Source organism: Nonomuraea sp. NPDC051941, from assembly GCF_044593615.1.
The window spans coordinates 18040-43201 of record NZ_JBIUCF010000080.1 but is presented as its reverse complement, the minus strand read 5'-3'; the positions used below and the strand labels follow the sequence as shown (position 1 = coordinate 43201).

The following is a 25162-nucleotide window of genomic DNA, read 5'->3' as shown; positions in this document are numbered from 1 at the left end:
CTGTTTTGGGGGCGGCGGGCCCCGGGCGGCCGGCACAACCTGTTGGTTTTGTTCTTCTTCCCCCCCCCCCCCCCCCGCGGGCCGGCCCCCCCCCCCCCCCCACGGCTCGCGCCGCGGCGGGACACCCGCACCCAGGAGGCACGCATGTCGCACGTGGACGAGACGCTGGCCGCCTACGAGAGCATCGCGGCCCGCTACGACGAGCTGAACGCGCAGCTGGACACCTCCAGCCTGGTGGCCCGCTTCGTGGAGGCGGCCGATCGGTACGGGTCGGGCGGACGGCGGCTCCTGGACGCCGGCTGCGGAACCGGCCGCAGCAGCGTGGCCTTCCACGAGCGCGGGTTCGAGGTGACCGGCTACGACCTGTCCCCCGCGATGGTCGCGACGGCCCGCCGCCGGCCCGGTGCCGAGGAGATCCGGTTCCTGGTGGGACGGCTGCAGGAGCCCCCGCCCGGACTGACCGGCTTCGACGTGATCGCCTGCGTGGACGTGCCGATGACGTACCTGACCGGCACAGAGCAGCTGCGACAGGCGCTGACGGCCGCGCGCGACCAGCTCACCGAGGACGGGGTGCTGGTCTTCGACCTGAACACCATCGGTTACTACCGCCGCATGTTCAGCGTCCCCACGGTCGCCGACCGGGGCGACCGGTACGTGGCCTGGTTCGCGGAGTCCCCGCGGATCGAGGCCGACGCGGTCGTGATCACGCAGTTCGACCTGTTCGAACGGAACGGGGCGGGCTGGGAGCGGCTGTCGATGCGCCACGTGCAACGGCACCATTCCGAGCGGACGGTACGCGAGGTGGCCGAGCAGGCCGGACTGCACGTCGTGGCCACCCACGGGCTGGTGGGGACGTCCGCACGGGACCCGGCCGACGAGGACGAACACGACCGGATCCTGTACGTCGCCCGCCGGTCCGACCCGCCCGGCTGACGGGCTCGCAAGGACGCTGACCCCGCGGCGACCGCGACCCAGACGCCCGCGCCGGGTATCAAGCCTTGATCGCCGTGCCCTGGGCTGAGACAAGGCGCCAGGCGCCGTGGGCGTCGGCGGCGTAAACGTGGGTGTAGCGGCTTCCGGCGCTGAACGTGGTGCCGGCGGGCTTGGTGAAGTTCATGCCGGTACGCCCGACGACGATGCCTACTGTGCCGATGACCCGGACGATCGCCTCGTCCGGGAACGAGTGGATCCGCGGGAACCGCAGGGAGCCGGAGGCCACCAGGTCGAGCAGGATCCTTTTGTCGGCGACGGCCCCGTCCTCGACCCCGACCAGGACGAAGTCGTCGGCCAGTAGCTCCTCCAGAACGGCGAGATCGCTCGCCACCAGGGCGTCGAAGAAGCTCTGGTCGTGCTTGAGGAGGGTGACCCGATCGAAGCTGCTCATATCGCGACGATAAACGCTGACGCTGGCGACAAGGTCAAGCCGGCCCCAGGGGCGCGTTCATCCAGACGCGGAGAGACCGCCCCGAACTTCGCCGCCAGCACTACACCCACACCAACGACGGACATCCTCCAAAGCAGGGGTGTGGAGGTCCGTGCTACTCCTGGTCTTCGACACGGTCCGCGAGGCGTTCGTGGCGTTGCCTGGCGGCCTGGGCGGTGCCGAGCCCAAGCCCGAACGCGATCTCCTGCCAGGTCATGCCGCGCCCCCGCGCCATCTCCAGCAGGCTGACCTCCAGCGCGTCCAGCTCCCCGCGCAGCAGCGGGAGGAGGCTCAACGCCGCGGTGATGTCGGCGTGGTCGACCTCCGGCTCGCCGTCATCGAGCCGTGCGGCTCCGCTGAGCAGGAACGTCACGAGCCTGACGGCTTCGTGCGGGCCGATGGCCGACGCATGGACCTGCCGGCCGCGCTGCTCATCGGTGACCGCGTGCCGCTCGGCGATCCGGAACAGGGACGCGTACACGCGTTGCGCGCGCGCCTGCTCCGGATGCGGAGGAGTGAAGGGGTCAAGGTGGTGATCGGCATCTGTGGGCATGTGCTCACGATGCCGCAACACTCAAACCGATGTCAACTTACTGTTTTAAACAGATCGTTTAAGATCGCGATAGTACGCCGCTGCCGTAACGATCAAGCGTGTGACCGTGGCGACCATGGTGGTACCGACGTCGCCTTTCAGGAGCGTCACCGTCTCGGGAAACTGAGGACAGCAGGGAGCGCGCCAGACGAGCGGGGCGCGCGGGCAGTCAGAGCCGGGAGAGGCTCAGAGCGCCGCCAGAATGCGGTCGATCCTCTCCGGTGTCAGCGGCCGGTCGAGCATCGCGTGCAGCCGGGCCCGGGCCCTGCCGCGATTCTCCTCCGACTCCTCAGGTGACAGGGCACGCCTGGCGTAGAACTCCAGCAAATGCCCCTGCACCACGATCGCCATCGAGAAGTCGGCCGGCTCGGCCACCACCGCAGGCCCGCCCGCGCCCCGATAGGCCCGGTAGGCCGCGACCGCCTCCTCCAGGGGCAGATCGACGAGGATCCCCGCCAGCTCGAACGCCGGGCGCGCCGGCCCGCAGTTCTCCCAGTCCAGCACGATCACGCCGCCGTCGGCTGCCCGGCACACGTTCTCCACGTTGACGTCGCGATGGCAGGTGGTGATCGAAGAGCCGGGCGAGGCGACCAGGGAGTCCAGCGCGACGAGATCGGCAAGCGCCCGCTCCAGCGTCGGCGCCCACTCACCCCCGGCCGCCGCCAGCTCCTCCCACGCGTCCCGGCCGACCGGCTCGGAGAACCATGGGGCCACCGCCCCCGTCGCCGGATGCCCCACCCCATGCAGCCCGGCCGTCACCATGCCGAGCTCGGCCGCCGTGACCGTCTCGCCCGGCACCAGATCCACCCATTCGTAGACCCGCCACCTCCCGTCGAGCAGCACGTCGCCCTCGGCCGTCATGACGTGCCGTGGCAGTCGCACCCCCGCCTTCCCGGCGGCCAACTGGAACGCGGCGTCCTGCCGGGCGGCACTCTCCTCGGCGGGCACGAGCAACTCCTTCACGGCCCACGATCCGCGCCCGGTGTCCAGCCGCCAGATCCGGCCCAGCTCGCCGCGCGCCGCGTACACGGCCGGCCCGACCGGCTCCCCCAGCCCGTACGCTCGTGCCACCACCCGCATCGCCTCGTCGTCCACGATCCCTCCCCACGGCACCCGGGCCATGCTGTCCTCACTCGCAGCCATCGGCAACCCGGCAGGCGCCGCACGACGAGACGGTCCCGGACCGGTCGTCGTGCGGGCCGATGTCCGGCAGTCCAAGCCAAGCGCCCCAGCCCTCCGGCCCGCCCATGCGCCCGACCCGCCCTCCACGGCGCTGCGCCCAGGCGGCGCGGCAGCGGATGAACCCTGAGATCAGCTTGATCGTCACGTGGAACCCGTCGCCAATGCCGGGAAGGCTGCGTCAGCACCACCCTGAGCGCTGGCTAAGCTGCGGCGCATGGCACGAATTCTCCTCTTGCACTCGATGTACGGCCTGCGGCCCGCCGTCCACCAGGCCGCTGACCGGTTGCGGACGGCCGGCCACGAGGTGCACGTTCCCGATCTGTACGACGGCCGGGTCGTCGACACACCCGAGGCGGGGACCGCGATCAAGGAGGAGATCGGCCGCGATGAGCTGCTGAAGCGGGCCGTGACCGCAGCGGCCCCGCTGTCCCCGGACGGCCTGGTGTACGCGGGCTTCTCACTCGGCGCGGCGATCGCCCAGAACCTCGCCCTGGGTGACGAGCGGTCTCGAGGGCTGCTGCTGATGCACGGCACCTCCGACATGGCCGACGACCTCTCGGCCGACGACCTGCCGGTCCAGCTTCACGTGGCCGATCCCGACACCTACGAACCCGCCGACTGGTTGAACGCCTGGTACATCCGGATGCGCCGGGCGCGGACCGACGTGGAGGTCTTCCGCTATCCGGGCGTCGGCCACCTGTTCACCGACCCCGACCTGCCCGACTACAACGCACAGGCCGCCGAGCGCGCCTGGGCCATCGCGCTGGACTTCGTCGCCGACCTGTGACCGGCGGCCCCGAGGGATCTACCCGCCCGCTCGGGGGTGGGTGAGGAGCGCCAGGACGCGCCGGTTGCCGTCTTCGGGTGGGAGGGCGAGCTGGGCGGAGCGCTCAGCCCTCCTGTCGCGCGACTGCTCCCGGCGTCGTAGTCCGGCCGGTCGGTGATCCCGGTGCGGTAGTGGCAGATGACTCCGTCTGCGGGACGCCATGGAACCGCAGCCGGACGAGAATTTCCGGTCATGAGAGCCCCAGCCAGCGCATCGACGCACCGATGAGCACCACTGACCGGTCCGCGCCACCCGGTCCCGTGGCGGGACCGAGCATGGCAAGGCTGCTGCGCCCCTACGGTTGGAGTTTCGCCGCCGTTGTGATCCTGCAGGTCATCGGCGCCGTCGCGGGGCTGGCGCCGCTGCTGGCGGTCGTCGAACTGGGTCGTACGCTGCTGTCGCCCGGCCCGCCCGATCACGGTCACGTCTGGACCGTCGTCATCGCGGGCGCGGCCGGCCTGTTCGTACGGCTGCTGTTCACGGCCGCCTCGTCCGGGATCGGGCACGTCCTCGACGGCCAGGTGCAGCTGTCGTTCCGCCGGCAGCTGGCAGCGCGGCTGGGACGCGTACCGATCGGCTGGTTCTCCCGGCGCCGGACCGGCGAGCTGGCGAAGGTGGTCGGGGAGGACGTGAGCGCCGTGCACCCGTTCATCGCCCACACCCCCGGCGACCTGGTCGCCGCGTTCGTGGTGCCGCTGATCTACCTGTTCACCGTCGACTGGCGGCTCACGCTGATCACGCTGATACCGGTGGTGCTGGCCGTGGCGCTGGTCCCCCTGATGATGACCCCGGCCCGGCTGCGCGAGCAGGAGGAGTTCGACGCGGCCATGGGACGGATCGCGAGTTCGGCCGTCGAGTTCGTGCAGGGCATCTCGGTGGTCAAGGCGTTCGGCGGATCCGAGCGCGCCCACCGCAGGTTCCGCACGGCCGCGGACGATTTCGCCGGCACCTTCTTCCGGTGGGTGCGCGCTGTCTCCGCGATCGCCGCGGGGATGCAGCTGGCGCTGTCGCCGCCGTTCGTGCTGCTGGTCGTGCTGATCGGCGGTGCGGCCCTGATCATGAACGGTGGCCTGACCCCGCCCGACCTGCTGCCCTTCCTGCTGCTCGGGCTGGGCCTGACCGCTCCCGTGGCGGCCCTCGGCCACGGCTTCGACGACATGCAGGCCGCCCGGCGGGCGGTCGGCCGGATCCGGGACGTGCTCGCGGTGCGGTCGCTGCCGGAGCCCGCGCGTCCGGTCGCGCCGCGGGGCCACCGGGTGGAGCTGCGTGGCGTCCGGTTCGGGTACGAAGCCGATCATGAGGTGCTGCGCGGGATCGACCTGGTGCTCGAACCGGGGACCGTCACCGCGGTCGTCGGGCCGTCGGGGAGCGGGAAGTCCACGCTGGTTCAGCTGCTGCCGCGGTTCTTCGACCCGACCCACGGCTCGGTCGTCCTCGGCGGTGCCGATCTGCGCGAGCTCGGCAGCCAGGACCTGTATCGGCTGGTCTCCTTCGTCTTCCAGGACGTCCGCCTGCTGCGCGCGTCGGTCGCGGAGAACATCGCGCTGGCGGTGCCGCACGCAGGCCACGATGACGTGGTTCGCGCCGCCCGGCTGGCGAATGTCCACGAGCGCATTCTCGAGCTGCCGCGCGGGTACGAAACGGTGCTCCATGAAGAGGCCGGGCTGTCGGGCGGCGAGGCGCAGCGGATCTCGATCGCACGCGCGCTGCTCGCCGCCACGCCCGTCCTGGTGCTCGACGAGGCGACCGCCTTCGCCGACCCGCACACCGAACAGGCCGTACGCCGAACCCTGGTCACGCCGCCGGGCGATCGCACGGTGCTGGACATCGCCCATCGCCTGGAGACGATCGCCGACGCCGACACCGTCGTGATGCTGGAGAACGGGTCGATCGTCGAACGCGGCACGCCCGCCGAGCTGCTGGCGCGGAACGGAAAGTTCGCCGCGTTCTGGAGATCCCACCGGTCGGCGGTCGCCGGCGAGGTCGAAACCGTACCGCAGGGAGATGAGCCCCGATGATCCGAATGCTGCTGCGCGTGCTCGGAGACGAGTACGCCCGGCCGGTGCGTCGCACCGTGGCCCTGATGACGACGACCGCGGTGGCCGAGGGGTTGTCCTACGCGCTGCTCGTTCCCGTGCTGCGGGCGCTGTTCGGGAGCGCGCCCGCGGACGCCGGGCCGTGGCTGGTCGCGTTCGGGGCTGCGGTCGCGGTCTACGCCGTGCTGCGCTATCGCAGTGATCTGTCCGGTTTCCGCGTCGGGACGGTGCTGTTGCGCGGCATGTACCACCGGCTCGGCGATCATCTGGCCCGCCTGCCGCTGGGCTGGTACGGCGCCGGCCGGGTCGGTGAGGTGTCCGTGCCGGCCAGCCGCGGCGTCCTGCAGGCGATGAGCGTGATCGCGCATCTGCTGGCGCCGTTCGTCTCCGCCTGCGTGACCCCGCTGACGATCGTCGCGGTGATGCTCGCCTTCAACCCGCTCTTGGGCCTGGCCGCGCTGGTCGCCGTCCCGGTCGTGGCGGCGGTCCAGATCTGGACGGGACGCTCGATGGCCGCCGCCGACGCGGACCGCCACGAACGCGACCACGAGGCCATCGGGCGGGTCATCGAATATCTCCAGGCCCAGCCGGTACTGCGGGCCGGCGGCCGGACCGTCGAACGCTTCGAGCTGCTCGACGGCTCGCTGCGGGAAGTCCGGCGCGCCTCTCGCCGTACCGTGCTGTCGGCGCTGCCCGGCACCTTGGGCCTGGCACTAACCGTGCAGGCGATCTTCACGGCGCTGCTGGTCCTGGGCGCCTACCTGGCGCTCGGCGGGGGCATCGGCGCGGCGGAGGTGCTGACCATCCTGGTGCTCGCCGCCCGCTGCGCCGATCCGCTGCTGTCGCTGGCCGACCTCGGCGGCCGGCTCCGTGGCGCGCGTTCCGAGCTGGCGAGGCTCGACACGCTGCTGCGTACCGAGCCGCTGCCGGAACCCCGCGAACCGGTCCAGCCGGCGGGCCATGCCCTGGAGTTCGACTCCGTCGTGTTCAGGCATGGGGACCGTACGGTGCTGGACGACGTGTCGTTGTCCGTGCCGGAGGGGCAGCGGCTCGCCGTCGTCGGACCGTCCGGGGCGGGCAGGAGCACGTTGCTGCAGCTGGCGGCACGGTTCTACGACGTGGACGCGGGCGCGGTACGCGTGGGAGGCGCGGACGTACGTGCCGTCAGCACCGAGGCGTTGATGGCGCGGATCACCATCGTCGTCCAGGAGGTCTATCTCTTCGACGGCACGATCGAGGAGAACGTACGTCTTGGCCGTCCCGACGCCGGCGAAGCCGAAGTGCGGGCGGCGGCGGCCGCGGCGCGGCTGGACGAGGTGATCGAGCGGCTGCCCGGCGGCTGGGCGACGAATGTCGGAGAGGGCGGCGCGCTGCTGTCCGGCGGCGAACGCCAGCGCGTCTCGATCGCGCGGGCGCTGCTGAAGAACGCGCCCATCGTGCTGCTGGACGAGGTCACCTCCGCGCTGGACCCGGTGAACGAGGCGGCCGTCCACGAAGGCATCGAGCGCCTGATGGCGGGCCGGACGGTCGTGATGGTGGCCCATCGGCTGCGGACCGTCCGGCGCGCCGACCGCATCGTCTTTCTGGACGGCGGCCGGATCGTGGAAGAAGGCGGCCACGACGAACTGCTGCGCCACGGCGGCCGCTACGCCGATTTCTGGAACACCGAATATGCCTTCACGTCATTTTGCTGAGTCATTATTCGGGAAGACTCTACAACACCGCTACAAATGCTCTACAAATTCACCGCCTAGCCTCTCACCTGCATGAATGCATCAATAAATTATCTCCGAGGCATGGCTTCGTAGGCGATTTCAGCACCGTTCAAGAAAATTGTCCAGCTCTTGTCGAGCGGATTGTCAGCCCTTACTCTCCAGGTGATCAAATCACTTTCTCCTTTCACCTGGAGGCACCCCTTGCGCCGATTAGCGCTCCCCGTCGCCGTCTCGGCGATGCTTCTCCCCTTCCTCGCCCCGGAGGTCTCCGCCGCCGCGCTCGACGACCCGCCGCCGGCGAACGTCCAGGAGGTCGGTCCCGGCCAGTACTCCTCCGACACCAAGACCTTCAAGCTCACCGAACTGGACGTGTCCGCGGGCGCGATCAGCCGCAAGCACGGCGTGGCCCTGACCGCCGGTGATCTGGCCCGGCCGCAGTCCGCCCCGGCCACCAGGCCCGAGCTGGGCGTCTTCGGGCCGGGCTGGCAGGCCGAGTTCGCCGGCGGAGAGATCAACCGGAAACTCGAGAACCAGAACGGCACCATCGTCGTCACGGAACTCGACGAAGGGACGTCGACCAGCTATCCCCTGAAGAGCAGCGTCTCCTTCCCCGACGGCGGCGGCATCCAGACGTACGAGGCCGCCGACGGATCCAAGATCACCGAAACCACCAAGTGGGACGCGGTCATCGGGGCGATGCGCACCACGACGACCGAGACGTTCGTGACGGATCTGGGTCCCCTGGACCCGGGCAAGGAGCCCCTGACCAACGCCGACGGCACCCCCATCAGCAACGCCGACCTCCAGCTCACCTACACCTGGGCCCGGCCGGCCGGGGCGCCGGGCGCCGACCCCTGGCGGGTGACCAGCGTGGGCACCGTCGCCTTCGGCAAGTCCGCCATCACCTACGACGCCCAGGGCCGCGTCAGCAGCGTCAAGGAACCGACCCGTGGCGAGAGCCCCGCAAGCGTCACCACGTTCACCTACGCGACGGCCACCACGGCCACCGGCACCTCCAACGGCGACTACACGGGCCGGCTCAAGGAGATCAAGGTCGCGTACGGAACCGACGCGCCGCAGACCGAGGCGAGCTACGCCTACGACCTGAACGGCCTGCTGCGCACCGCGAGCGATCCCAGCCTCGGCGCCGTCCAGGGGACCTACGCCTACGACTCCGTGGGACGCCTGTCGTCGATCGAGTCCGTCAGCAACGGCGACTGGCAGCTCACCTTCCCTGAGGGCGCCGCGGCTCCCCAGGTGGTCGCCACCGGCACCGACATGCCGGCCAACGGCGGGCCGACCGAGGGCGCGGCCGGGCTCGACGACCCGAACGCCACCGAGCCGCCGGCCGGCGACTTCCTGCCGGACGGCGTGGACCCCCCGCAGTCCTACCCGAAGAAGTGCGACTCGGCCAAGACCTGGATGTGGTACACGAAGTCGGGCTGCTCGGCCTGGGCCTACCACGGCGGCAGCTGGAAGAAGCCCGACTGGAAGCGGACCGCCAGCGGCTTCAAGGTCAGGGGCATCGTTCACGACCACTGCACGAAGCCGGGAGCGGACCGCCCCGCCGGGTTCGACTTCCGGCCGGCCTGTGACTCCCACGACTACGGGTACGGTCTGATGACCAACCAGAGGATGAAGTACAAGTACTACCTCGACCGCACCGTCTTCCGGAAGCTCGATGTGGACACGCGGTTCTACATCACCCTGAAGGACAAGGTGTGCGGCGGCTACTTCTTCCTGGTGCGGGGCGCCTGCAGGAAGATCGCGGCCGTCTACTACGCGGCGGTCCTGGGCTTCGGCAGGCCCTGAGAACGGCGCCCGCTGAACCCCTTCTCGGGCCGGACCGCGGCATCGGCCGCCGTCCGGCCCGACCTCGGTCGCGGCGGCAAGCGTTCAGGCGAACCGCCAGCGGGTGGCTCCGTGCGGTTCGGCGGTGGCGACGCCGAACGCGACGCGCATCGAGAAGCGATAGAGGTGCCACGGCGCCGGGCCCGCGCTCGGCGCGCTGAACGGCGCGGTGATCGCGTCGCCCTCGGCGGTCGCGGGCCAGCCGAGCTCGGCGTACAGGGCGGCCACGCGCTCGACCATGGCGGCGTCGGTGACCCGGTGCGCGGTGCCCTCGAGGTTCAGGTCGATGCCGTCGAGCCTGACGGAGATCGTGCAGTTCGGATCGGCCTCCAGGTTGCGGGTCTTGCGGGCGCCCGGGCCGGTGGTGAAATGGAGGGCGCCGTCGTACCAGACGGCGCCGACCCCCGCGGCGTGCGGCCGGCCGTCGGGCCGCACGGTGCCGAGAAACCACGTGATGTCCGCCCCCGACGAACTGCTGAGCACGGCGTGGGCGCGGTCCCACGGCAGCACGTCGTGGTCGTAGCGGTCGAGATTGGTGACCTCGACGGGCAGCTGGTCGGTCATCGGAACCTCCGGACGGCGTGTGCGGCATGGCGGTCACACAGGTAGACCGGCCGGCGGCACGAAACTCATCGCCTCGGGTCACATGGTCGTTCCGCCCGAGACGTCCAGGCGGTGTCCGGTCATGTAACGGCTGTCGTCGCCGGCCAGGAAGGCCACCGCGTCGGCGACGTCCTGCGGGGTTCCCAGCCGGCCCAGCGGCGACTGCGACGACAGCCAGGCCAGGGCCTCGCCGACCAGGCGTCCCTGGTGCATGTCGGTGTCGATGACGCCGGGCGCCACGGTGTTGACCGTGATGCCACGCGGCCCGAGCTGCTTGGCCAGCGCGGTGGTCAGCACGTCGAGCGCGGCCTTGGACATGGCGTAGCCGATCGCCCGCGGCATGGCCGCGCCTCGCGTCAGCATCGTGCCGATGGTGATGATCCGGCCGCCGTCCCGCAGCCGCGGCAGGGCGAGCCGGGTGATGAAGAACGGCGCGGTCGTGTTGACCGCGAACAGCCGCTCGAAGCCGTCCCTGGTCACGCCGTCGATCTCATCCTGGTCGCCGAGGATGCCCGCGTTGTTGACCAGGATGTCCAGGCCGTCGGCGTGGGCGTCGAAGCCGGCCCACAGTGCTTCGGCGTCCCCCGGCACGCCCAGCTCGGCCCGTACGGCGAACGCCTGCCCGCCGGCCGCTTCGATGGCCGCGACCGTCTCCTTGGCGGCCGCCTCGTTGCTGCCGTAGTGGACGGCGACCCGGGCCCCCTCCCGGGCCAGCCGGGTGGCGACGGCCCGGCCGATCCCCCTGCTGGCACCGGTCACGAGCGCCGTCTTGCCGGTCAAGGTCGTCATTGCTGATCACGCCTTCCCTTATTTCGCGTACTTCGTACTCGAAATGGGACCCTAGCCATTCGAGTACTGTGTACGCAAGTTAGGGAGAGGCCAGGATGTCCGACGAGGAACTGATCAGCATCTGGATGCGGCCCGAGCGCCTGGAGCGTTCGGGGCCCGGGCGGCGGCCCGGCTACAGCCGCGGGCAGATCACCCGGGCGGCCGTCCGGATCGCCGACGCCGAGGGGGTGGAGGCCGCGACCATGCGCCGGATCGGGGGCGAACTGGGCACCGGCGCCATGTCGCTCTATCGCTACGTACCGAAACGCGATGATCTGTTCGATCTCATGATCGACCTGGCGATGGGCGAGCTCGAACTCCCCGCCGAGCCGTCCGGCGACTGGCGAGGCGACCTCTCCCTGGTCGCCTGCGAGACCCGGGCCGCCGGCCTGCGCCATCCCTGGCTGACCCCGCTGCTCAGCGGCCGCCCGACCCTGGGCCCGCAGCTGCTGCGGGTGCACGAGTTCGCCCTGGGCGCGCTCGACGGGCTCGGTCTCGACATCGACGAGATGACCGGCTTCGTCGGCATGGTGAACGACTACGTCCACAGCGCGATCCGCCGCGAGATCGGCTGGCTGGAGGAGGCCCGCCGCACCGGCCTGGACCCGGAGCGCTGGAAACGCGACTACATCGGGCCGTACGTGCGGCAGATCGTCGGGTCGGGCGCCTACCCCCTGTTCGGCCGATCCGTACAGGAATCCAGGACCGCGCACCTCTCCCCCGCCGAGCGCTTCCGGCACGGGCTGGATCGGGTGCTCAACGGGATCGGCGCGCAGCTGCCAGCAGGCCGCGCAGGACATAGGGCATGATTCCGCCGTGCCGGTAGTAGTCGGCCTCACGAGGCGTGTCGAGCCGGAGGCGGGCCTGGAAGGTGACGCCGCCGGCGGTGACGGTCAGGGTGGGCGGGAGCCGCGGTCCGTCGAGCGCGGCCAGGCCGGTGACGTCGATGACCTCGCGGCCGGTGAGGCCGAGCTCGTCCGGGCCCTGGCCGGGCAGGAACTGCAGCGGCAGGACGCCCATGCCGACCAGGTTGGAGCGGTGGATGCGTTCGAACGACTTGGCGATGACGGCGCGCACGCCGAGCAACGCGGGGCCCTTGGCGGCCCAGTCGCGGGAGGAGCCCGCGCCGTACCCCTCCCCGGCCAGCACCACGACCGGTACGGCGGCCTCCTGGTAGGCGCGGGCGGCCTCGTACACGGTGGTGATCGTGCCGCCGTCCAGGAAGTCGGCGGTGAGGCCGCCTTCGGTGCCGGGGGCGAGCTGGTTGCGCAGGCGCACGTTGGCGAACGCGCCGCGCATCATGACCTCGTGGTTGCCGCGGCGGGAGGCGTAGGTGTTGAGCTGGTGGCGTGGCACGCCGAGGCCGGTGAGGTAGCGGCCGGCGGGGCTGGACGGGAGGATGGCCCCAGCGGGTGAGATGTGGTCGGTCGTGATGAAGTCGCCCAGCTTGACCAGGACGCGGGCGCCGGTGATGTCGGTGACGGGCGGCGGCTCGGGCGACATGCCGTCGAGGTAGGGGGCGCGGCGCACGTACGTGGAGGCGGGGTCCCAGGGGTAGGTGGCGGAGCCGGCGACGTCCAGGCGCTGCCAGCGTTCGTCGCCGTCGAGGACGTCGGCATAGGCGCGGGCGAACATCTCCGGCCTGATCACCCGCTCGATGACCGCGCGCACCTCCTCCGGGGCGGGCCACAGGTCGCGCAGGTAGACGGGACGCCCGCCGGGGTCGGTGCCGAGGGGCTCGGTGGTGAGGTCGAGGTCCATCGTGCCGGCGAGGGCGTAGGCGACGACGAGCGGCGGCGAGGCGAGGTAGTTGGAGCGCACCTCGGGCTGGATGCGGCCCTCGAAGTTGCGGTTGCCCGACAGGACCGCGGCCACGTCGAGGTCGTGCTCGGCCACGGCCTCCGACACCTCCTCGACGAGCGGGCCGGAGGCGCCGATGCACGTCATGCAGCCGAACCCGGCCAGGGTGAAGCCGAGCCGTTCCAGGTAGGGGGTCAGGCCCGCTTCGCCGTAGTAGTCCATGACGACGCGCGAGCCGGGCGACAGGGTGGTCTTCACCCATGGCTTGGCGCTCAGCCCGCGCTCGGCGGCCTTCTTGGCGAGCAGCCCGGCGGCGACCATGACCGAAGGGTTGGAGGTGTTGGTGCAGGAGGTGATGGCGGCGATGGCGACGGTCCCGTGCGTGATCTCCCGCTCCGCCGCGACGGGCCGCCGCTCCTGCGCGCGGAAGGCGGCCTTCACCCCCTCCAGGGGAATGCGGTCCTGGGGGCGGCGCGGGCCGGCGACGGACGGGACGACGGTGGCCAGGTCAAGGTCCAGGTCGGCGGTGTACGCGGGCGGCGCGTCCGGCTCGTGCCACAGCCCCTGCGCCCTGGCGTACGCCTCGACCAGGTCGGCGTGGTCGCCGTCGCGGCCGGTGAAGCGCAGGTAGCGGATCGTCTCGGCGTCGACGGGGAACAGCGCGGCCGTGGAGCCGAACTCCGGGCTCATGTTGGAGATCGTCACCCGGTCGGTCACCGGCAGCGCCGTGACCCCCGGCCCGTGGAACTCGACGATCTTGCCGACCACCCCGTGCTCGCGCAGCAGCTCGGTGAGGGTCAGCACGAGGTCGGTCGCGGTGGCGGCGACCGGCAGCTCGCCGTGCAGGCGCACGCCCACCACGTCGGGCACGAGGATGGACACCGACTGGCCCAGCATGGCCGCCTCGGCCTCGATGCCGCCGATGCCCCAGCCGAGCGTGCCGAGCCCGTTGACCATGGTGGTGTGCGAGTCGGTGCCCAGGCACAGGTCCGGGTACGCCTCATCGCCGCGGGTCATGACCACCTGGGCCAGGTATTCGACGTTGATCTGGTGCATGATGCCCTTGCCCGGCGGCACCACCGTGAAGCCCCGCAGCGACGCCTGACCCCAGCGCAGGAAGCGGTAGCGCTCGGCGTTGCGCTCGTACTCCCGGTCGGCGTTGCGGGCCAGCGCGTCGGGGCGGCCGAACACGTCGGCGATGATGGAGTGGTCGATGACCAGCTCCGCGGGGATGGCCGGGTTGACCGAGGCGGGGTCGCCGCCGAGCGCTGCCATGGCGTCGCGCATGGAGGCCAGGTCGGCCAGCACGGGCACGCCGTTGGTGTCGTGCAGGAACACCCGGGCGGGATGCAGGTCCACCGCGGCGGTCCGGCCGGCGTGCGGCCGCCACCCGGTCAGGGCCCGCACCTGCTCGGCGGGGGCGGCGTGCCGGAGCAGGTTCTCCAGCATGATGCGCAGGCTGTACGGCAGGCGCGCGGGTGCGTCGACGGTGTGGATGCGGTAACGGCGAGATCCCACCGTGAGGAAGTCGGTCACGTGGCCTGCCCTTGGAGCGAGACGGGATGGCAGAAGGTGTTGCGGTGCTCGGTCACGCACGCCTCGGCCACCTGGCGCCAGTCGGCGTAGTGCGGCGCGGCGCGGTGTTCGGTGAAGAAGGCGGCCTCGTCCCGGTAGATCTCGTACAGGACGAACCGGTGCGGGTCGTCGTCGCTGCGCACCACGTCGAAGCGGAGGCAGCCGGGCTCGTCGCGGGTGGCGCGGGCGTTGGCCCGGATGCCGTCGAGGAAGGTCTCCAGGCGGTCGGGCCGCACCTGGAGCTGGACGATCACGACGAACATGCGCTCATCCAGGCGGGTTGCGGGACCGCGCACGCCTCGGCGAGCCGGCGCAGGCCCTGCAGGGTCTTGCCGGGCAGGCGCACTCCGGCCACGGCGGATTCGGCGGCGTTGCGGGCCTCGATCTCGCCGGGATAGAAGATCTCGTCGAAGCCGGGCGCGAGCGGCACGGCCTTGGTGCGGTCGATGAGGTCGTCGAGGCGGCGGGCGTAGCCGGCGGGGTCGGCCACGGCGTCCAGGCGCAGCGCGAGCAGCAGGTGGCCGCAGCCGCTGCGGCGGTCGGGCACGTAGGGGCCGGCCACGTCGGTGGCGTACGAGCTGCCTGTCAGCACGCCCGACAGCACGTCCATCATGAACGAGATGCCGTACCCCTTGTGCCCGGCCATGGGCAGGATGAGCCCGTCGACGGCCAGGGCCGGGTCGGTGGTGGGGACGCCGTCCGCCGTCTGGGCCCAGCCCTCGGGGATGGCGTGCCCGCGTTCGAGAGCGGCGTAGATCTTGCCCCGGGCGACGACGGTGTTGGCGATGTCGAGCACGACCGGGCCGCGCCGGCCGCCGGGCACCGCGATGGACCACGGGTTGGCGCCCACGCTCTTCTCCCGGCCGCCCCACGGGGCCATGGCGGGGCTGCCGTTGGTGGTCAGCAGGGCGACGCAGCCCTCGGCGGCGATCATGCGGGTGAAGTACGCGGCGGTGCCGAAATGGTTGCTGTCGCGCACCGCGACCACGCCCACGCCGTGCTGGCCGGCGCGGCGTACGGCGTCGCGGGCCGCGTACGCGGTGACGACCTGGCCGATGCCGTCGCGGCCGTCGAGGACGGCGACGGCGCCGCCGTCGAGCACGGTGGCCACGTCGGTCACCGCGCGCATGGCCCCGGAGCGCAGGCGGTCGGCGTACCACTCCAGGCGCAGCATGCCGTGCGAGGGGTGGCCCCACGCGTCGGCCGTGACCAGGCTGTCGGCCACCAGTCGCGCGTCGGGTTCGGGGACGCCGAGCGAGGTCAGGACCTCGATCCCGAAGGAGATCAGCTCGGAGGCAGGGATCACGACAGGCTCCTGACCTGGTCGGGGGTGAGCGGCCGGACGGGGCGGTCGCGCAGCAGCAGCCACAGCCGCGCCGTCTCCTCCAGCTCCTCGACGACGTCCGCGGCGGCGGCGAGGTCGGCGCCGGCGGCGATGGGCCCGTGGTTGGCCAGCAGCAGCGCGTGCGCGGTGCGGGCGGCGCGTTCGGCGATCGGCCCCAGCGCCGGGTCGCCGGGCGCGTGGTACGGCAGCAGGGGCAGCCGCCCGACGCGCATCACGTAGTAGGCGGTCAGCGGCGGCAGCACGTCGTCCGGGTCGAGGCCGTCGTGGCAGGACACGGCGACGGAGTAGGTGCTGTGCAGGTGGACGACCGCGCCGGCGTCCGGGCGGGCGCGGTAGAAGGCGGCGTGTAGGAATGCCTCCTTCGACGGGCGCGGCCCGTCCAGGTGCTCGCCCGCCAGGCTGACCAGCGACAGCTGATCGGGCGAGACGTCGCCGAGGGAGCCGCCGGTAGGGGTGATGAGGAAGGCGTCGCCGGTGCGGGCGCTGAGGTTGCCGGTACGGCCGTGCGTCAGCCGCCGGTGGAACAGGGACGCTCCCAGCTCAGCGATTTGTGAGGAAATATCGGTCATGGTGCTTCCAGGGCTGTGACGAGCAGGTCGGGACGGCCGAAGTTGCCGGACTTGAGCAGCAGGGCCAGGCTCGGGTGTCCGGTGGTGAGCAGCCAGGGGACTCCCCGGTCGGCTTCGGCGCCCACGACCGCGCCGGTCACGCCGAGCGCGTTGACCACGGCGCCGGAGGTCTCGCCACCGGCGACGACGATGCGCCGGACGCCGAGCCGGGCGGCGCGGGCGGCGACGGTCGCCAGCGCCCCCTCCAGCAGCCCGGCCGCGCCGGGCGAGCGCTCCTCGGGAGGAGCCGAGGAGTAGACCATGGCGCGGCCCTCCGCCTCGAGGTTGGCCTCCAGCCAGCCGATGGCCTCCTCGACCAGCCCGTCCTGCTCGGCGCGCAGCCGGTAGGAGGGCATGTGCCGGCGGGCCAGGGCCACCTGCTCCAGCGTGGCGGCCGAGCAGCTGCCCGCGAGCACCACCCCTGGCCCCGTGGGAAGGGCAGGCGTGGCCGGTTCGTGCCGGGCGGTCTCCAAAGCTCCGGCCAGCCCCGCCGCGCCCGTGATGACGGGCAGGTGCGCGCTCGCGCGGGCGATGACGTCGAGGTCGCGGTCGTCGAGGGCGTCCGTGACCGCGTACCGGACGTCCTGGGCCTGCAGCGCGTCGAGCGCCGCGCGCACCGCGTCGGCGCCGCGCCGGACGGTCTCGTGCGCGACCAGCGCGACGCGGTGCGGGGTCTGCCGGCCCAGGACGCGGACGAGGTCGGGGTCGGTCATCGGCGTCAGCGGGTGGTGGCGCATCGACGACTCCGACAGCAGCCGGTCGCCGACGAACAGGTGCCCCTGGTAGACGGTGCGGCCGTGCTCGGGAGCGGCCGGGCACACCACGGTCAGGCGGGCCCCGCCCGCCTCGGTCAGCGCGTCGGCGACCGGGCCGATGTTGCCCTGGTCGGTGGAGTCGAAGGTGGAGCAGTACTTGACGTACAGGCGCCGGACCCCGCGCTCGTGAAGCCACCGCTGAACGGCGAGCGACGCGGCGACCGCCTCCCCGGCCGGGATCGAGCGGGTCTTGAGCGCGACGACGACGGCGTCGCAGTCCGGGAGCACCGTCGCGGGCCCGGGGATGCCGAAGATCAGCACCGTACGCAGGCCCGACCGGCGCAACGCGGCGGCGACGTCGGTGCCTCCGGTGTAGTCGTCGGCCACGCAGCCCAGCAGCACGCTCATGCCAGCGCCTCGCGCAACGCCCGGGCCGCCGCCAGCGGCGGGCTCAGCACCGGCAGGCCGAGCCGGTCGGCCAGCTCGGCGTGCACCGGGCTGATCGAGTACTGCCCGAGCAGGACCAGCTCGACGCCGTCAAGGTGAGGCGCGGCGGCCCGCGCGAGCGCGTCGGTCAGGTCCGGCCAGTCGCGGGCGGCGGCCGCGGGCGCAGCTCCCGGCGCCGCGATCGCGCGCACCTCGACGCCGTCCGCCACCTCCTTGAGCCGCCGCGCCGAGTCCGCCGCCGCGGAGTCGAGCGAGCCGAGCACGAGCACGGTGCCGGACCGCCGCCGGGCGACGTCGGCGAACACGGCCTCGTCCGAACCCGTCACCGGCACCTCGTGCAGCCGCCGGGCCAGCCCGGCGGCCGGGCCGTACATCGAGCAGGACAGCAGCACCGCGTCGGCGCCGCCGCGGACCGCGTAGTCGATGAGCGCGAGCATGCGACGCGTCAGCGCGGGTGTCATGCCGCCGGCCGCGTCGGCCTCGGTGACGAGCCGGTCGTCCAGGAGGTGCCAGGCCCTGGCCTCGGGAAACCCTTCGCCGAGCCCGTCGGCGGCGGGCCGGATGGAGGCCGGGGTGGCGTTGACGACCGCGATCGTCGGGTTCATCGCTTCACACCGGCGGCGACGGCCTCGGCGAACGCTCGGGTGCCCGCCGTGCCACCCATGTCACGGGTGCGGGTGCCGCCCTGGACGGTGCCGGCGACCGCGGCCTCGATGAGGGCGGCGGCCCGGACCAGGGCGGGGTCCTGGTGGCGGGCGCCGAGCCAGTCGAGCAGCATGGCGCTGGACAGGATCATCGCGATGGGGTTGGCGACGTCCTGGCCGGCGATGTCGGGGGCGGAGCCGTGCGCGGCCTGGGCCATGGCGCGCTCGTGGGAGGCGTTGATGGACGGGGCGATGCCGAGCGATCCGGCGATCTCGCCGGCCAGGTCGGACAGGATGTCGCCGAACATGTTCTCGGTGACGATCACGTCGAAGTCGTTCGCCCGCCGCACCAGGTGCACGGTCATCGCGTCGATGTGGAAGTCGTCCACGGCCACGTCCGGATAGCGCGCGGCGACCTCGCGGCAGACGTCGCGGAACATGCCGGTGGTCAGCTTCAGCACGTTGGCCTTGTGCACGATCGTGAGCTTGCCGCGCCTGCGGGAGGCGAGCTCGAACGCCTCGACGGCGATCCGCTCGACGGCGGGCCGGGTGATGATGCCCATGGCGATGGCCACGTCGGGGCTGGGCATGAACTCGCCGCTGCCCTTGTAGGTGCTGCGGTCGGCGTAGAAGCCCTGGGTGTTCTCCCGGACGATGACCAGGTCGGTGCCGGGGACGACGGCGTCGGCGCCGTCGAAGGACTTGGCCGGGCGGATGTTCGCGAACAGGTCGAAGTGCTTACGGATGGTGCCGCTGGGGTTGAGCTTGGAGCGGTGCGGCTCGGGGTAGGCGGCGCTGTCGTGCGGGCCGAGCAGCCAGCCGTCCACCTCGGCGAGGGCGGCGAGCGTCTCCTCCGGTACGGCGTCGCCGTGGCTGTCGATGGCGCAGGCGCCGAGCGGCAGCTCGGCCCACTCGACGGGGGCGGCTCCGGCGGCGGCGAGCGCGGCGTCCACGACCAGGACGGACGCGGGGACGATCTCGGGGCCGATGCCGTCGCCTTCGAGTACGCCAAGACGGTAGGAAGTCACGAAATTTACGTCCTTACGAGTGCTTCGACGTCCTCGGGCAGGGCGTCGGTGGTCGGGTAGAGCAGGCAGGCGGCGGGCTCGACGACGAGCGTGACCTCGCCGCTCAGCTCCGGGCGGGCGGTCTCCGCCTGGATGACGTGGTCGCCCAGGCGCAGGTCGTACTCGTAGCGGGAGCCGATGTAGGAGCTGGTGAGCACCTCGGCGGTGAGCACGTTCACGTCGGCGGGGGCGGTGCGGCCGGGCGGGAGGATCTCCAGCCGTTCGGGGCGCACCGCCACGGTGACGCGCGGGCCCGGCGTGCCCTCCGAGACGGCGATGGTCTGCCCGGTGCAGTCCAGCCGCACCTCCGCGGGCCCGGTCATCGTGCCGGTGAGGAAGTTGCAGCGGCCGACGAACGCGGCCACCTCGGCGGTCGCGGGGGTCTCGTAGATCTCTTTCGGAGTACCGATCTGCACCATGTCGCCCTTGGACATCACCGCGATGCGGTCGCTCAGGGCCAGGGCCTCCTCCTGGTCGTGGGTGACGTACACGGTGGTGATGCCGAGCTCCTCCTGCAGCCGCTTGAGCCAGGCGCGGGCCTGCTCGCGCAGCTGCGCGTCCAGGTTGGACAGCGGCTCGTCCAGCAGCAGCACGCTGGGCGAGTAGACCAGGGCACGGGCGAGGGCGACGCGCTGCTGCTGGCCGCCGGACAGCTGGTGCGGGTAGCGGTCCTTCAGCTCGGCCAGGCCCACCTTGCCGAGGGCCTCGGTGATGAGCTCGTCCTGCGTGCGCCGGTCGACCTTGCGGATCTTGAGCGGCATGGCCAGGTTCTGCGCGACCGTCATGTGCGGCCACAGCGCGTACGACTGGAACACCATCCCGAGGTTGCGCCCCTCGGGCGGCACGAACGTGCCGGCGTCGACGAACGTGGCCGGGCCGACCGCGATGCTGCCGGTGCTCGGCCGCTCCAGGCCGGCGATGCACGCCAGGGTGGTGGACTTGCCGCAGCCGCTGGGGCCGAGCAGCGTGAAGAACTCGCCGTCGGCGATGGTGAAGGAGATGTCACGCAGGACGGCGTTGTCCCCGAACTGCTTGGACAGGTTGGCGACCTTGACCTCAGGCATCTGTACGCCCCTTGAGAAGTAGTCCGGCGAGCCCGACGAAGGTCGCCGTGATGGCGATCTGCAGGCTGGCCAGCGCGGCCACGGAGCCGGTGTTGCCCTGCACCCACAGCTCGAGCATGGTCGTGCCGATGATGTTGGAGTCCGCCGAGCCCAGGAACACCGCGGGCGAGTACTCCTTGAGCAGGGTCACGAACGTCAGGATCAGCGCCCCGGCGAAGGCCGGCCGCAGCAGGGCCGCCAGGATGCGGGTGAACGTCCGCACCCAGTCGGCGCCGGAGACCCGGGCGGCGTTGTCGAGCTCCCGGCCGATCTGCATGATCGACGGGGAGATAGAGCCGAACCCGCTGGGCAGCGCGCGCAGCCCGAAACCGATGATCAGCGCCCACAGCGTGCCCTGGATCAGGGTGCCCAGCCCGAACGGCGCGAAGGCCAGTGCCCAGAACAGGCCGATGCCGACGATGATGCCGGGCATCGCCTGCGGGGCGAGCGCCAGATACTCCACCGCGCGGGCGAAGCGGAAGGTCGAGCGCCTGGCCACCATGACCGCCAGCAGCGACAGCGCGCTGACCAGGACCGCGCCGATCGCCGCGACCAGCAGGCTGTTGACGATGGACTGCACGTACACCGGATAGGTGAAGATCCGTTCGTAGTTGTCCCCGGTGAGGGTCTTGAGCGGCGACTGCAGCGGCGTGAACACCTGCGTGAAGGAGCGGAAGACCAGCCCGCCGATGGGCACCAGGGCGCCCATCACCACGTAGAAGGCGATGGCGGCCATGCTGATCCACTTCAGCCGGCCCAGGTCCAGCGGTCGCGGGCGGGTCGCCTTGCCGCGGACGGAGACGAACCGCTGGGCGTTCTTCAGCAGCTTGGCCTGCAGCGCGACCAGGCTGACGGTGACGAGCAGGATGATCGCCGACGCCGCACCCAGCACCCCGTAGTCCGGATTGATGGACTGCAGGCCGTTGCGGTACAGGAAGGTCGAGAAGACGTCGATGCGTACCGGCTGGCCGAACAGCAGCGGCACGCTCAGCGTCTCCACCGACATGCTGACCACCAGGATCGAGCTGTAGACGACGGGCGGGCGCAGCAGCGGCAGGACCACCGAGCGCAGGATGCGCAGCGGCCCGGCCCCGCACACCTGGGCGGCGGCCTCCAGCGAGGCGTCGCTCTGGCGCAGCGCGTTGGCGCAGAAGGTGTAGACGATCGGGGCCAGCGCCACGGCCTCGGTCAGCGCCATGCCGGGGATGGAGTACAGGTTCCACGGCAGGAAGCCGAGCAGGCGGCGTACCTCGACGCTGACGAACCCGGCCGGGCCGTACATGGTGATCCAGCCGAAGCCGAGGATGAGCGAGGAGATGAAGAACGGCCACTGCATGGCGGCGGCGAAGACGCGGCCGCCGGGCAGCTTGGTGCGTACCACGACCACGGCCATCGGCACCGCGATGAGCAGGCTGAGCACGGTGGTCAGCCCCGCGAACAGCGCCGTGTTGAGCACGACGCGGCCGAATCCCGCCTCGGTGAACAGCCGCACGTAGTTGCCGGCGCCGAGCATGCCGCCCGCCTCGTACAGGGGGCGGTCGAGGAAGGACTGGTAGAGCGTCGGGACGACCGGCGCCAGCACCAGGACCGCCAGCAGGAGCAGCACGGCGTACTGCAGCCAGCTCTCCCGGGCCAGCCCCAGCGGCCTGCGGTAGCGCGGCGGGGGATGTGCCGGCGGACGCGGCGGGGAAAGGGTGGTCATCGGGTTCCTCTCAGCGGCCGAGCAGGCCGTTCCACTTGGCGGTGAACGACTTGACCTCGGCGTCGGGGACCTTCGCGTACTTGGCGAGGATGATGTTGGCCTGGCCCACGGCCTTGACCAGCTCCTGGTAGGTGTGCAGGCCGTCGCCGGTCGCGACGCCGTCGCGGTAGGAGGTCAGCCCGCCCTCGGCCACCGCCCGCTGGCCCTCCTGCGACAGCACGAAGTCCACGAACAGCTTCGAGGTCGCCGGATGCGGCGCCTTGGCGGCGATGCCCACGCCGCGCGGCAGCACGACCGTGCCGTCGTCGAGGAAGGAGATCGCCAGCAGGCCGCCGCTCTTCTCCACCACGGGGTACGCCGGGGCGGCGCTGACGAAGAAACCGGCCACGTACTCGCCGGACGTGATCTTCTCCAGCTGGGTTCCGGACGACGTCTCCGGCCTGGCCAGCGGCAGCACCGACTGCAGCGAGGTCCAGGAGTCGGGGCGGGCTTCGGCGAAGGCGTGCGAGACGGTGAAGCCGAACGCGCCGCTCACGTCCCGCGTGGTGATCTTGCTCTTGTACTGGGCGGGGTCCTTGGCCAGGATCGTCGCCAGGCTCTTCAGCCCGGTCGGCTTCTCGGGCAGCAGCGAGGTGTTGTACGCGATCGACATGGGGTCGGCCGACATGGCGTACACGTTGGGCAGCAGCTCGCCGAAGTCCGGCAGCTTGCCCTTCTCCGGCGAGGCGTACTCCATCAGGGTTCCCGGCCGGGCGGCGAAGTCGGCCCACGCCTGGGCGGCGTTCGACACGACCAGGTCGGCCGGCGAGTTGCCGGTGGCCTGCTCGCTGAGCACCCGCTGGAACACCTCGTCGCTGTCCAGGTTGTTGGCCGCGATCTTCGTCACCCAGGGGTACTTCTTCTCGAAGTCCCGGAAGATCGGCGCCCAGTTCTCCTGGTCGGTGTTGGAGTAGATGGTGAGGGTGCCGCCCTCCTTCTTGGACGCCTCGATGAGCTGGGCGTAGTCGCTCGGGTAGTAGGACGGGGCCTGTCCCGTCGCGATCGTGTTCGGCGGCGGCTGTTTCGCCGCCCCGTCTCCATTACTGCCTCCACCGCCGCAGGCCGTGAGGAGGCCGAGTGCGAGTACGGCGACGCCCAGGGCGCGGAACGTGGGGTGGAAGGTGGTCATGTGCTTCCTCCTAGACCAGGCGCGACCGACCAGCCGTCGCCTGCGATGCCGCACACTCTGCTTCGTTATAACCTATGACGTCAAGCCCTCGTTTCCGGAATGTAACGCGAAGAGCCTCTTAGATGCCTTATAGCGGCTACGATCCGGCGCTCTGGCTTTCTGGCGGGCAGTCCCGACTCTTGCCGACAAGACTGAATGGCGGTGTAGGTTATAACGGTCACCGACGAGACAGGACAGCGATGAGCGAATCAGCGGCCGAGCTCTACACGACGAAGGCGGACTTCGCCTACCTGCGCGTCAAAGAGCTGATCCTGTCCGGGAAGCTGCTTCCCGGCTCCGTCATCGCGCAGGCGCAGCTGGCCCGCGACATCGGCATCAGCACCACTCCCCTGCGCGAGGCGCTGCGCCGGCTCAAAAGTGAGGGGCTGGTCGAGCTGGACGCCCACCGCGACGCCCGCGTCGCGCCCCTGGCCGCCGAGGAGGCCCGCGACCTGCTGGAGCTGCGCCGCTCCCTCGACCCGCTGGCGATCGGGCTGGCGGCCGAACGGCGCACCAAGGCCGACATCGCCGCCATGCGCGCCGCGCACGAGGGCCTCAAGCCGCTGCCCGGCAACCCTGGCTACGAGCAGTTCGTGGCCCACCGCAAGTTCCACGCCGCCCTCTACGCGGCCTCCCACAACGACCTGCTCATCCAGACCCTCGACGGCCTGTGGGACAAGGCCGACCGCTATCGCCGCCTCGCCCTGGAGGTCGAGCGCGGCCAGGCCGCCCGCGACCGCAAGGCCGCCGAGCACGAGGCCCTGCTGGAGTACGTGATCGCGGGCGACGCGGAGTCGGCCGCCGACGTGATGCGCGAGCACATCGACACCAGCCTCGGCGCCCAGGCCGCCTGGCGCCTGCGCAAGCAACCCGCCGAACCTTCTTGATACGGACGACGGCCGGGCTCGGCGCGAACCGCCGGGCGAGCACCGGGCAGCGTCAGGAGGCTCCGGGCCGGGGGTGCGCCTGCTGCTGTGGCGCCGTCCAGCTGGTGAGGAGCTGGAGGGCCTGGGCGGTCGCCGAGCCCGGTTCGACGTTGTAGACGCACAGGGTCTGGTCGACGTCGCCGGGTGCCTGGAAGGACTCGTAGGAGAAGTGGAGATCGCCGACGAGGGGATGGTGGTAGGTCTTGGCACCGTGGGTGCGGCGCAGCACGCGGTGGTCGTTCCACCAGGTGGAGAACTCCGGCGACTTCAGGGTGAGCTCCCCGACGAGGTCGGCGAGCTGGCGGTCGTTGGGGTAGCGGCCGGCCTCCAGGCGCAGGACGGCGACGGTCTCGGCCGCGATCCGCTCCCAGTCGCCGACCCTTTCGCGGGCCTCGGGGTCCAGCAGGTAGTAGCGGGCCAGGTTGCGCCGGGGCGCGGGCAGGGCGTCGAAGTCGGTCAGCACCTCGCGGGCGAGGCGGTTGGAGGCCAGGACATCGGTGCGGCGGCCGAGGATGAAGGCGGGCACGTGGTCGAGGGTGTGCAGCATCAGGTGCAGGCCCGGCCTGACCCGCTGCGGGCTGACCGGAGCCCGGCGCGCGTCGGCGGGGCGGACCAGCAGGTTGGTGAGGTGCTCGCGCTCGGAGGGGTTGAGCCGCAGGGCCCGGGCGATGGCCTCGACGACCTCGGGCGACGGGGAGCCGCCGCGGCCCTGCTCGAGCCGGGTGTAGTACTCGGTGCTGACCCCGGCCAGGCGGGCCACCTCGTCGCGGCGCAGCCCGGGCACCCGGCGGGTGCGCCCGTCGAAGGGCAGCCCGGCCTCCTCGGGGGTGATCCCGGCGCGCCGTGAGCGCAGGAAGTCGGCGATCTCGCTGCTTCGGTCCATGTCTCCAGTGTGGCCAAGCCTGGCACGGCCGGTCCTCGCCGGGG

Annotated in this window: 23 protein-coding genes; 7 read left to right on the top strand and 16 right to left on the bottom strand. The window is 71.6% G+C overall.

From position 1 onward, the window contains the following. The first annotated feature begins 144 nt into the window (after positions 1 to 144). Positions 145 to 933, top strand: a complete 789-nt coding sequence (locus ACIHFD_RS63290) for a class I SAM-dependent DNA methyltransferase (protein WP_397375187.1) — start codon at positions 145 to 147, stop codon at positions 931 to 933. 58 nt (positions 934 to 991) lie between these two features. On the opposite strand, the gene ACIHFD_RS63285 is transcribed toward ACIHFD_RS63290, so the two are convergent. The 3 genes from ACIHFD_RS63285 to ACIHFD_RS63275 all read right to left on the bottom strand — a co-directional run bounded on the left by ACIHFD_RS63285 (position 992) and on the right by ACIHFD_RS63275 (position 3158). Then, positions 992 to 1384, bottom strand: coding sequence for a nuclear transport factor 2 family protein (locus ACIHFD_RS63285; RefSeq protein ID WP_397375186.1), 393 nt, complete (start codon positions 1382 to 1384; stop codon positions 992 to 994). Between the two features lie 154 nt (positions 1385 to 1538). Further along, the gene (locus ACIHFD_RS63280; RefSeq protein WP_397375185.1) at positions 1539 to 1976 is read right to left on the bottom strand and encodes a DNA-binding protein; all 438 of its coding nucleotides are present in this window, start codon (positions 1974 to 1976) and stop codon (positions 1539 to 1541) included. A gap of 225 nt (positions 1977 to 2201) precedes the next feature. Next, the gene (locus ACIHFD_RS63275) at positions 2202 to 3158 is read right to left on the bottom strand and encodes an aminoglycoside phosphotransferase family protein (RefSeq protein ID WP_397375184.1); all 957 of its coding nucleotides are present in this window, start codon (positions 3156 to 3158) and stop codon (positions 2202 to 2204) included. Between the two features lie 253 nt (positions 3159 to 3411). On the opposite strand from ACIHFD_RS63275, the gene ACIHFD_RS63270 reads away from it, so the two are divergent. The 4 genes from ACIHFD_RS63270 to ACIHFD_RS63255 all read left to right on the top strand — a co-directional run bounded on the left by ACIHFD_RS63270 (position 3412) and on the right by ACIHFD_RS63255 (position 9586). After that, complete coding sequence (locus ACIHFD_RS63270; protein ID WP_397375183.1) at positions 3412 to 3984, top strand: dienelactone hydrolase family protein; 573 nt, start codon at positions 3412 to 3414, stop codon at positions 3982 to 3984. Positions 3985 to 4298: 314 nt separating this feature from the next. Next, positions 4299 to 6041, top strand: a complete 1743-nt coding sequence (locus ACIHFD_RS63265) for an ABC transporter ATP-binding protein (RefSeq protein WP_397375182.1) — start codon at positions 4299 to 4301, stop codon at positions 6039 to 6041. Beyond that, positions 6038 to 7753: an ABC transporter ATP-binding protein gene (locus ACIHFD_RS63260; protein ID WP_397375181.1), complete on the top strand. Its 1716-nt coding sequence runs from the start codon at positions 6038 to 6040 to the stop codon at positions 7751 to 7753. The genes ACIHFD_RS63265 and ACIHFD_RS63260 overlap by 4 nt, the downstream gene beginning before the upstream one ends. A gap of 222 nt (positions 7754 to 7975) precedes the next feature. Continuing rightward, the gene (locus tag ACIHFD_RS63255; protein WP_397375180.1) at positions 7976 to 9586 is read left to right on the top strand and encodes a phospholipase A2; all 1611 of its coding nucleotides are present in this window, start codon (positions 7976 to 7978) and stop codon (positions 9584 to 9586) included. A gap of 84 nt (positions 9587 to 9670) precedes the next feature. Here the strand turns inward: ACIHFD_RS63255 and ACIHFD_RS63250 are convergent, their stop codons facing one another. Together ACIHFD_RS63250 and ACIHFD_RS63245 are read right to left on the bottom strand one after the other, a co-directional pair. After that, entirely contained in the window at positions 9671 to 10189 is a 519-nt protein-coding gene (locus tag ACIHFD_RS63250) for a pyridoxamine 5'-phosphate oxidase family protein (RefSeq protein ID WP_397375179.1), read from the bottom strand. 78 nt (positions 10190 to 10267) lie between these two features. Further along, positions 10268 to 11017 carry an SDR family NAD(P)-dependent oxidoreductase gene (locus tag ACIHFD_RS63245; RefSeq protein WP_397375178.1) on the bottom strand — a complete coding sequence of 250 codons (750 nt, stop codon included), beginning with the start codon at positions 11015 to 11017 and terminating at the stop codon, positions 10268 to 10270. A gap of 95 nt (positions 11018 to 11112) precedes the next feature. Between ACIHFD_RS63245 and ACIHFD_RS63240 the strand changes: the two genes are divergently transcribed. Further along, positions 11113 to 11865 carry a TetR/AcrR family transcriptional regulator gene (locus ACIHFD_RS63240; protein WP_397375177.1) on the top strand — a complete coding sequence of 251 codons (753 nt, stop codon included), beginning with the start codon at positions 11113 to 11115 and terminating at the stop codon, positions 11863 to 11865. On the opposite strand, the gene acnA is transcribed toward ACIHFD_RS63240, so the two are convergent. Genes acnA through ACIHFD_RS63190 form a run of 10 tightly spaced genes read right to left on the bottom strand, consistent with a single transcriptional unit; the run spans position 11813 to position 23270 of the window. Then, positions 11813 to 14392: an aconitate hydratase AcnA gene (gene acnA, locus ACIHFD_RS63235; RefSeq protein ID WP_397375176.1), complete on the bottom strand. Its 2580-nt coding sequence runs from the start codon at positions 14390 to 14392 to the stop codon at positions 11813 to 11815. The two genes, ACIHFD_RS63240 and acnA, sit on opposite strands and share 53 nt — an antisense overlap. Then, the gene (locus tag ACIHFD_RS63230; RefSeq protein ID WP_397375175.1) at positions 14389 to 14694 is read right to left on the bottom strand and encodes a putative quinol monooxygenase; all 306 of its coding nucleotides are present in this window, start codon (positions 14692 to 14694) and stop codon (positions 14389 to 14391) included. The genes acnA and ACIHFD_RS63230 overlap by 4 nt, the downstream gene beginning before the upstream one ends. Continuing rightward, positions 14682 to 15737 carry an Ldh family oxidoreductase gene (locus ACIHFD_RS63225; RefSeq protein WP_397375174.1) on the bottom strand — a complete coding sequence of 352 codons (1056 nt, stop codon included), beginning with the start codon at positions 15735 to 15737 and terminating at the stop codon, positions 14682 to 14684. The genes ACIHFD_RS63230 and ACIHFD_RS63225 overlap by 13 nt, the downstream gene beginning before the upstream one ends. Next, positions 15734 to 16345, bottom strand: a complete 612-nt coding sequence (gene otnC, locus ACIHFD_RS63220) for a 3-oxo-tetronate 4-phosphate decarboxylase (protein ID WP_397375173.1) — start codon at positions 16343 to 16345, stop codon at positions 15734 to 15736. The genes ACIHFD_RS63225 and otnC overlap by 4 nt, the downstream gene beginning before the upstream one ends. Next, positions 16342 to 17547 (bottom strand): 3-oxo-tetronate kinase, encoded by a 1206-nt coding sequence (gene otnK, locus ACIHFD_RS63215; RefSeq protein WP_397375172.1) that lies wholly within the window; start codon positions 17545 to 17547, stop codon positions 16342 to 16344. Before otnK ends, otnC begins: the two co-directional genes overlap by 4 nt. Beyond that, positions 17544 to 18191, bottom strand: a complete 648-nt coding sequence (locus ACIHFD_RS63210; protein WP_397375171.1) for an aspartate/glutamate racemase family protein — start codon at positions 18189 to 18191, stop codon at positions 17544 to 17546. Before ACIHFD_RS63210 ends, otnK begins: the two co-directional genes overlap by 4 nt. Beyond that, positions 18188 to 19258 carry an isocitrate/isopropylmalate dehydrogenase family protein gene (locus tag ACIHFD_RS63205; protein ID WP_397375170.1) on the bottom strand — a complete coding sequence of 357 codons (1071 nt, stop codon included), beginning with the start codon at positions 19256 to 19258 and terminating at the stop codon, positions 18188 to 18190. Before ACIHFD_RS63205 ends, ACIHFD_RS63210 begins: the two co-directional genes overlap by 4 nt. A gap of 5 nt (positions 19259 to 19263) precedes the next feature. After that, complete coding sequence (locus ACIHFD_RS63200; protein ID WP_397375169.1) at positions 19264 to 20361, bottom strand: ABC transporter ATP-binding protein; 1098 nt, start codon at positions 20359 to 20361, stop codon at positions 19264 to 19266. Then, complete coding sequence (locus ACIHFD_RS63195; RefSeq protein ID WP_397375168.1) at positions 20354 to 22102, bottom strand: ABC transporter permease; 1749 nt, start codon at positions 22100 to 22102, stop codon at positions 20354 to 20356. Before ACIHFD_RS63195 ends, ACIHFD_RS63200 begins: the two co-directional genes overlap by 8 nt. A 10-nt stretch (positions 22103 to 22112) precedes the next feature. Beyond that, complete coding sequence (locus ACIHFD_RS63190) at positions 22113 to 23270, bottom strand: ABC transporter substrate-binding protein (RefSeq protein WP_397375167.1); 1158 nt, start codon at positions 23268 to 23270, stop codon at positions 22113 to 22115. 239 nt (positions 23271 to 23509) lie between these two features. Between ACIHFD_RS63190 and ACIHFD_RS63185 the strand changes: the two genes are divergently transcribed. Further along, positions 23510 to 24196 carry a GntR family transcriptional regulator gene (locus ACIHFD_RS63185; protein WP_397375166.1) on the top strand — a complete coding sequence of 229 codons (687 nt, stop codon included), beginning with the start codon at positions 23510 to 23512 and terminating at the stop codon, positions 24194 to 24196. 52 nt (positions 24197 to 24248) lie between these two features. On the opposite strand, the gene ACIHFD_RS63180 is transcribed toward ACIHFD_RS63185, so the two are convergent. Continuing rightward, entirely contained in the window at positions 24249 to 25118 is an 870-nt protein-coding gene (locus ACIHFD_RS63180; protein WP_350742449.1) for a helix-turn-helix transcriptional regulator, read from the bottom strand. Positions 25119 to 25162: the final 44 nt, after the last annotated feature.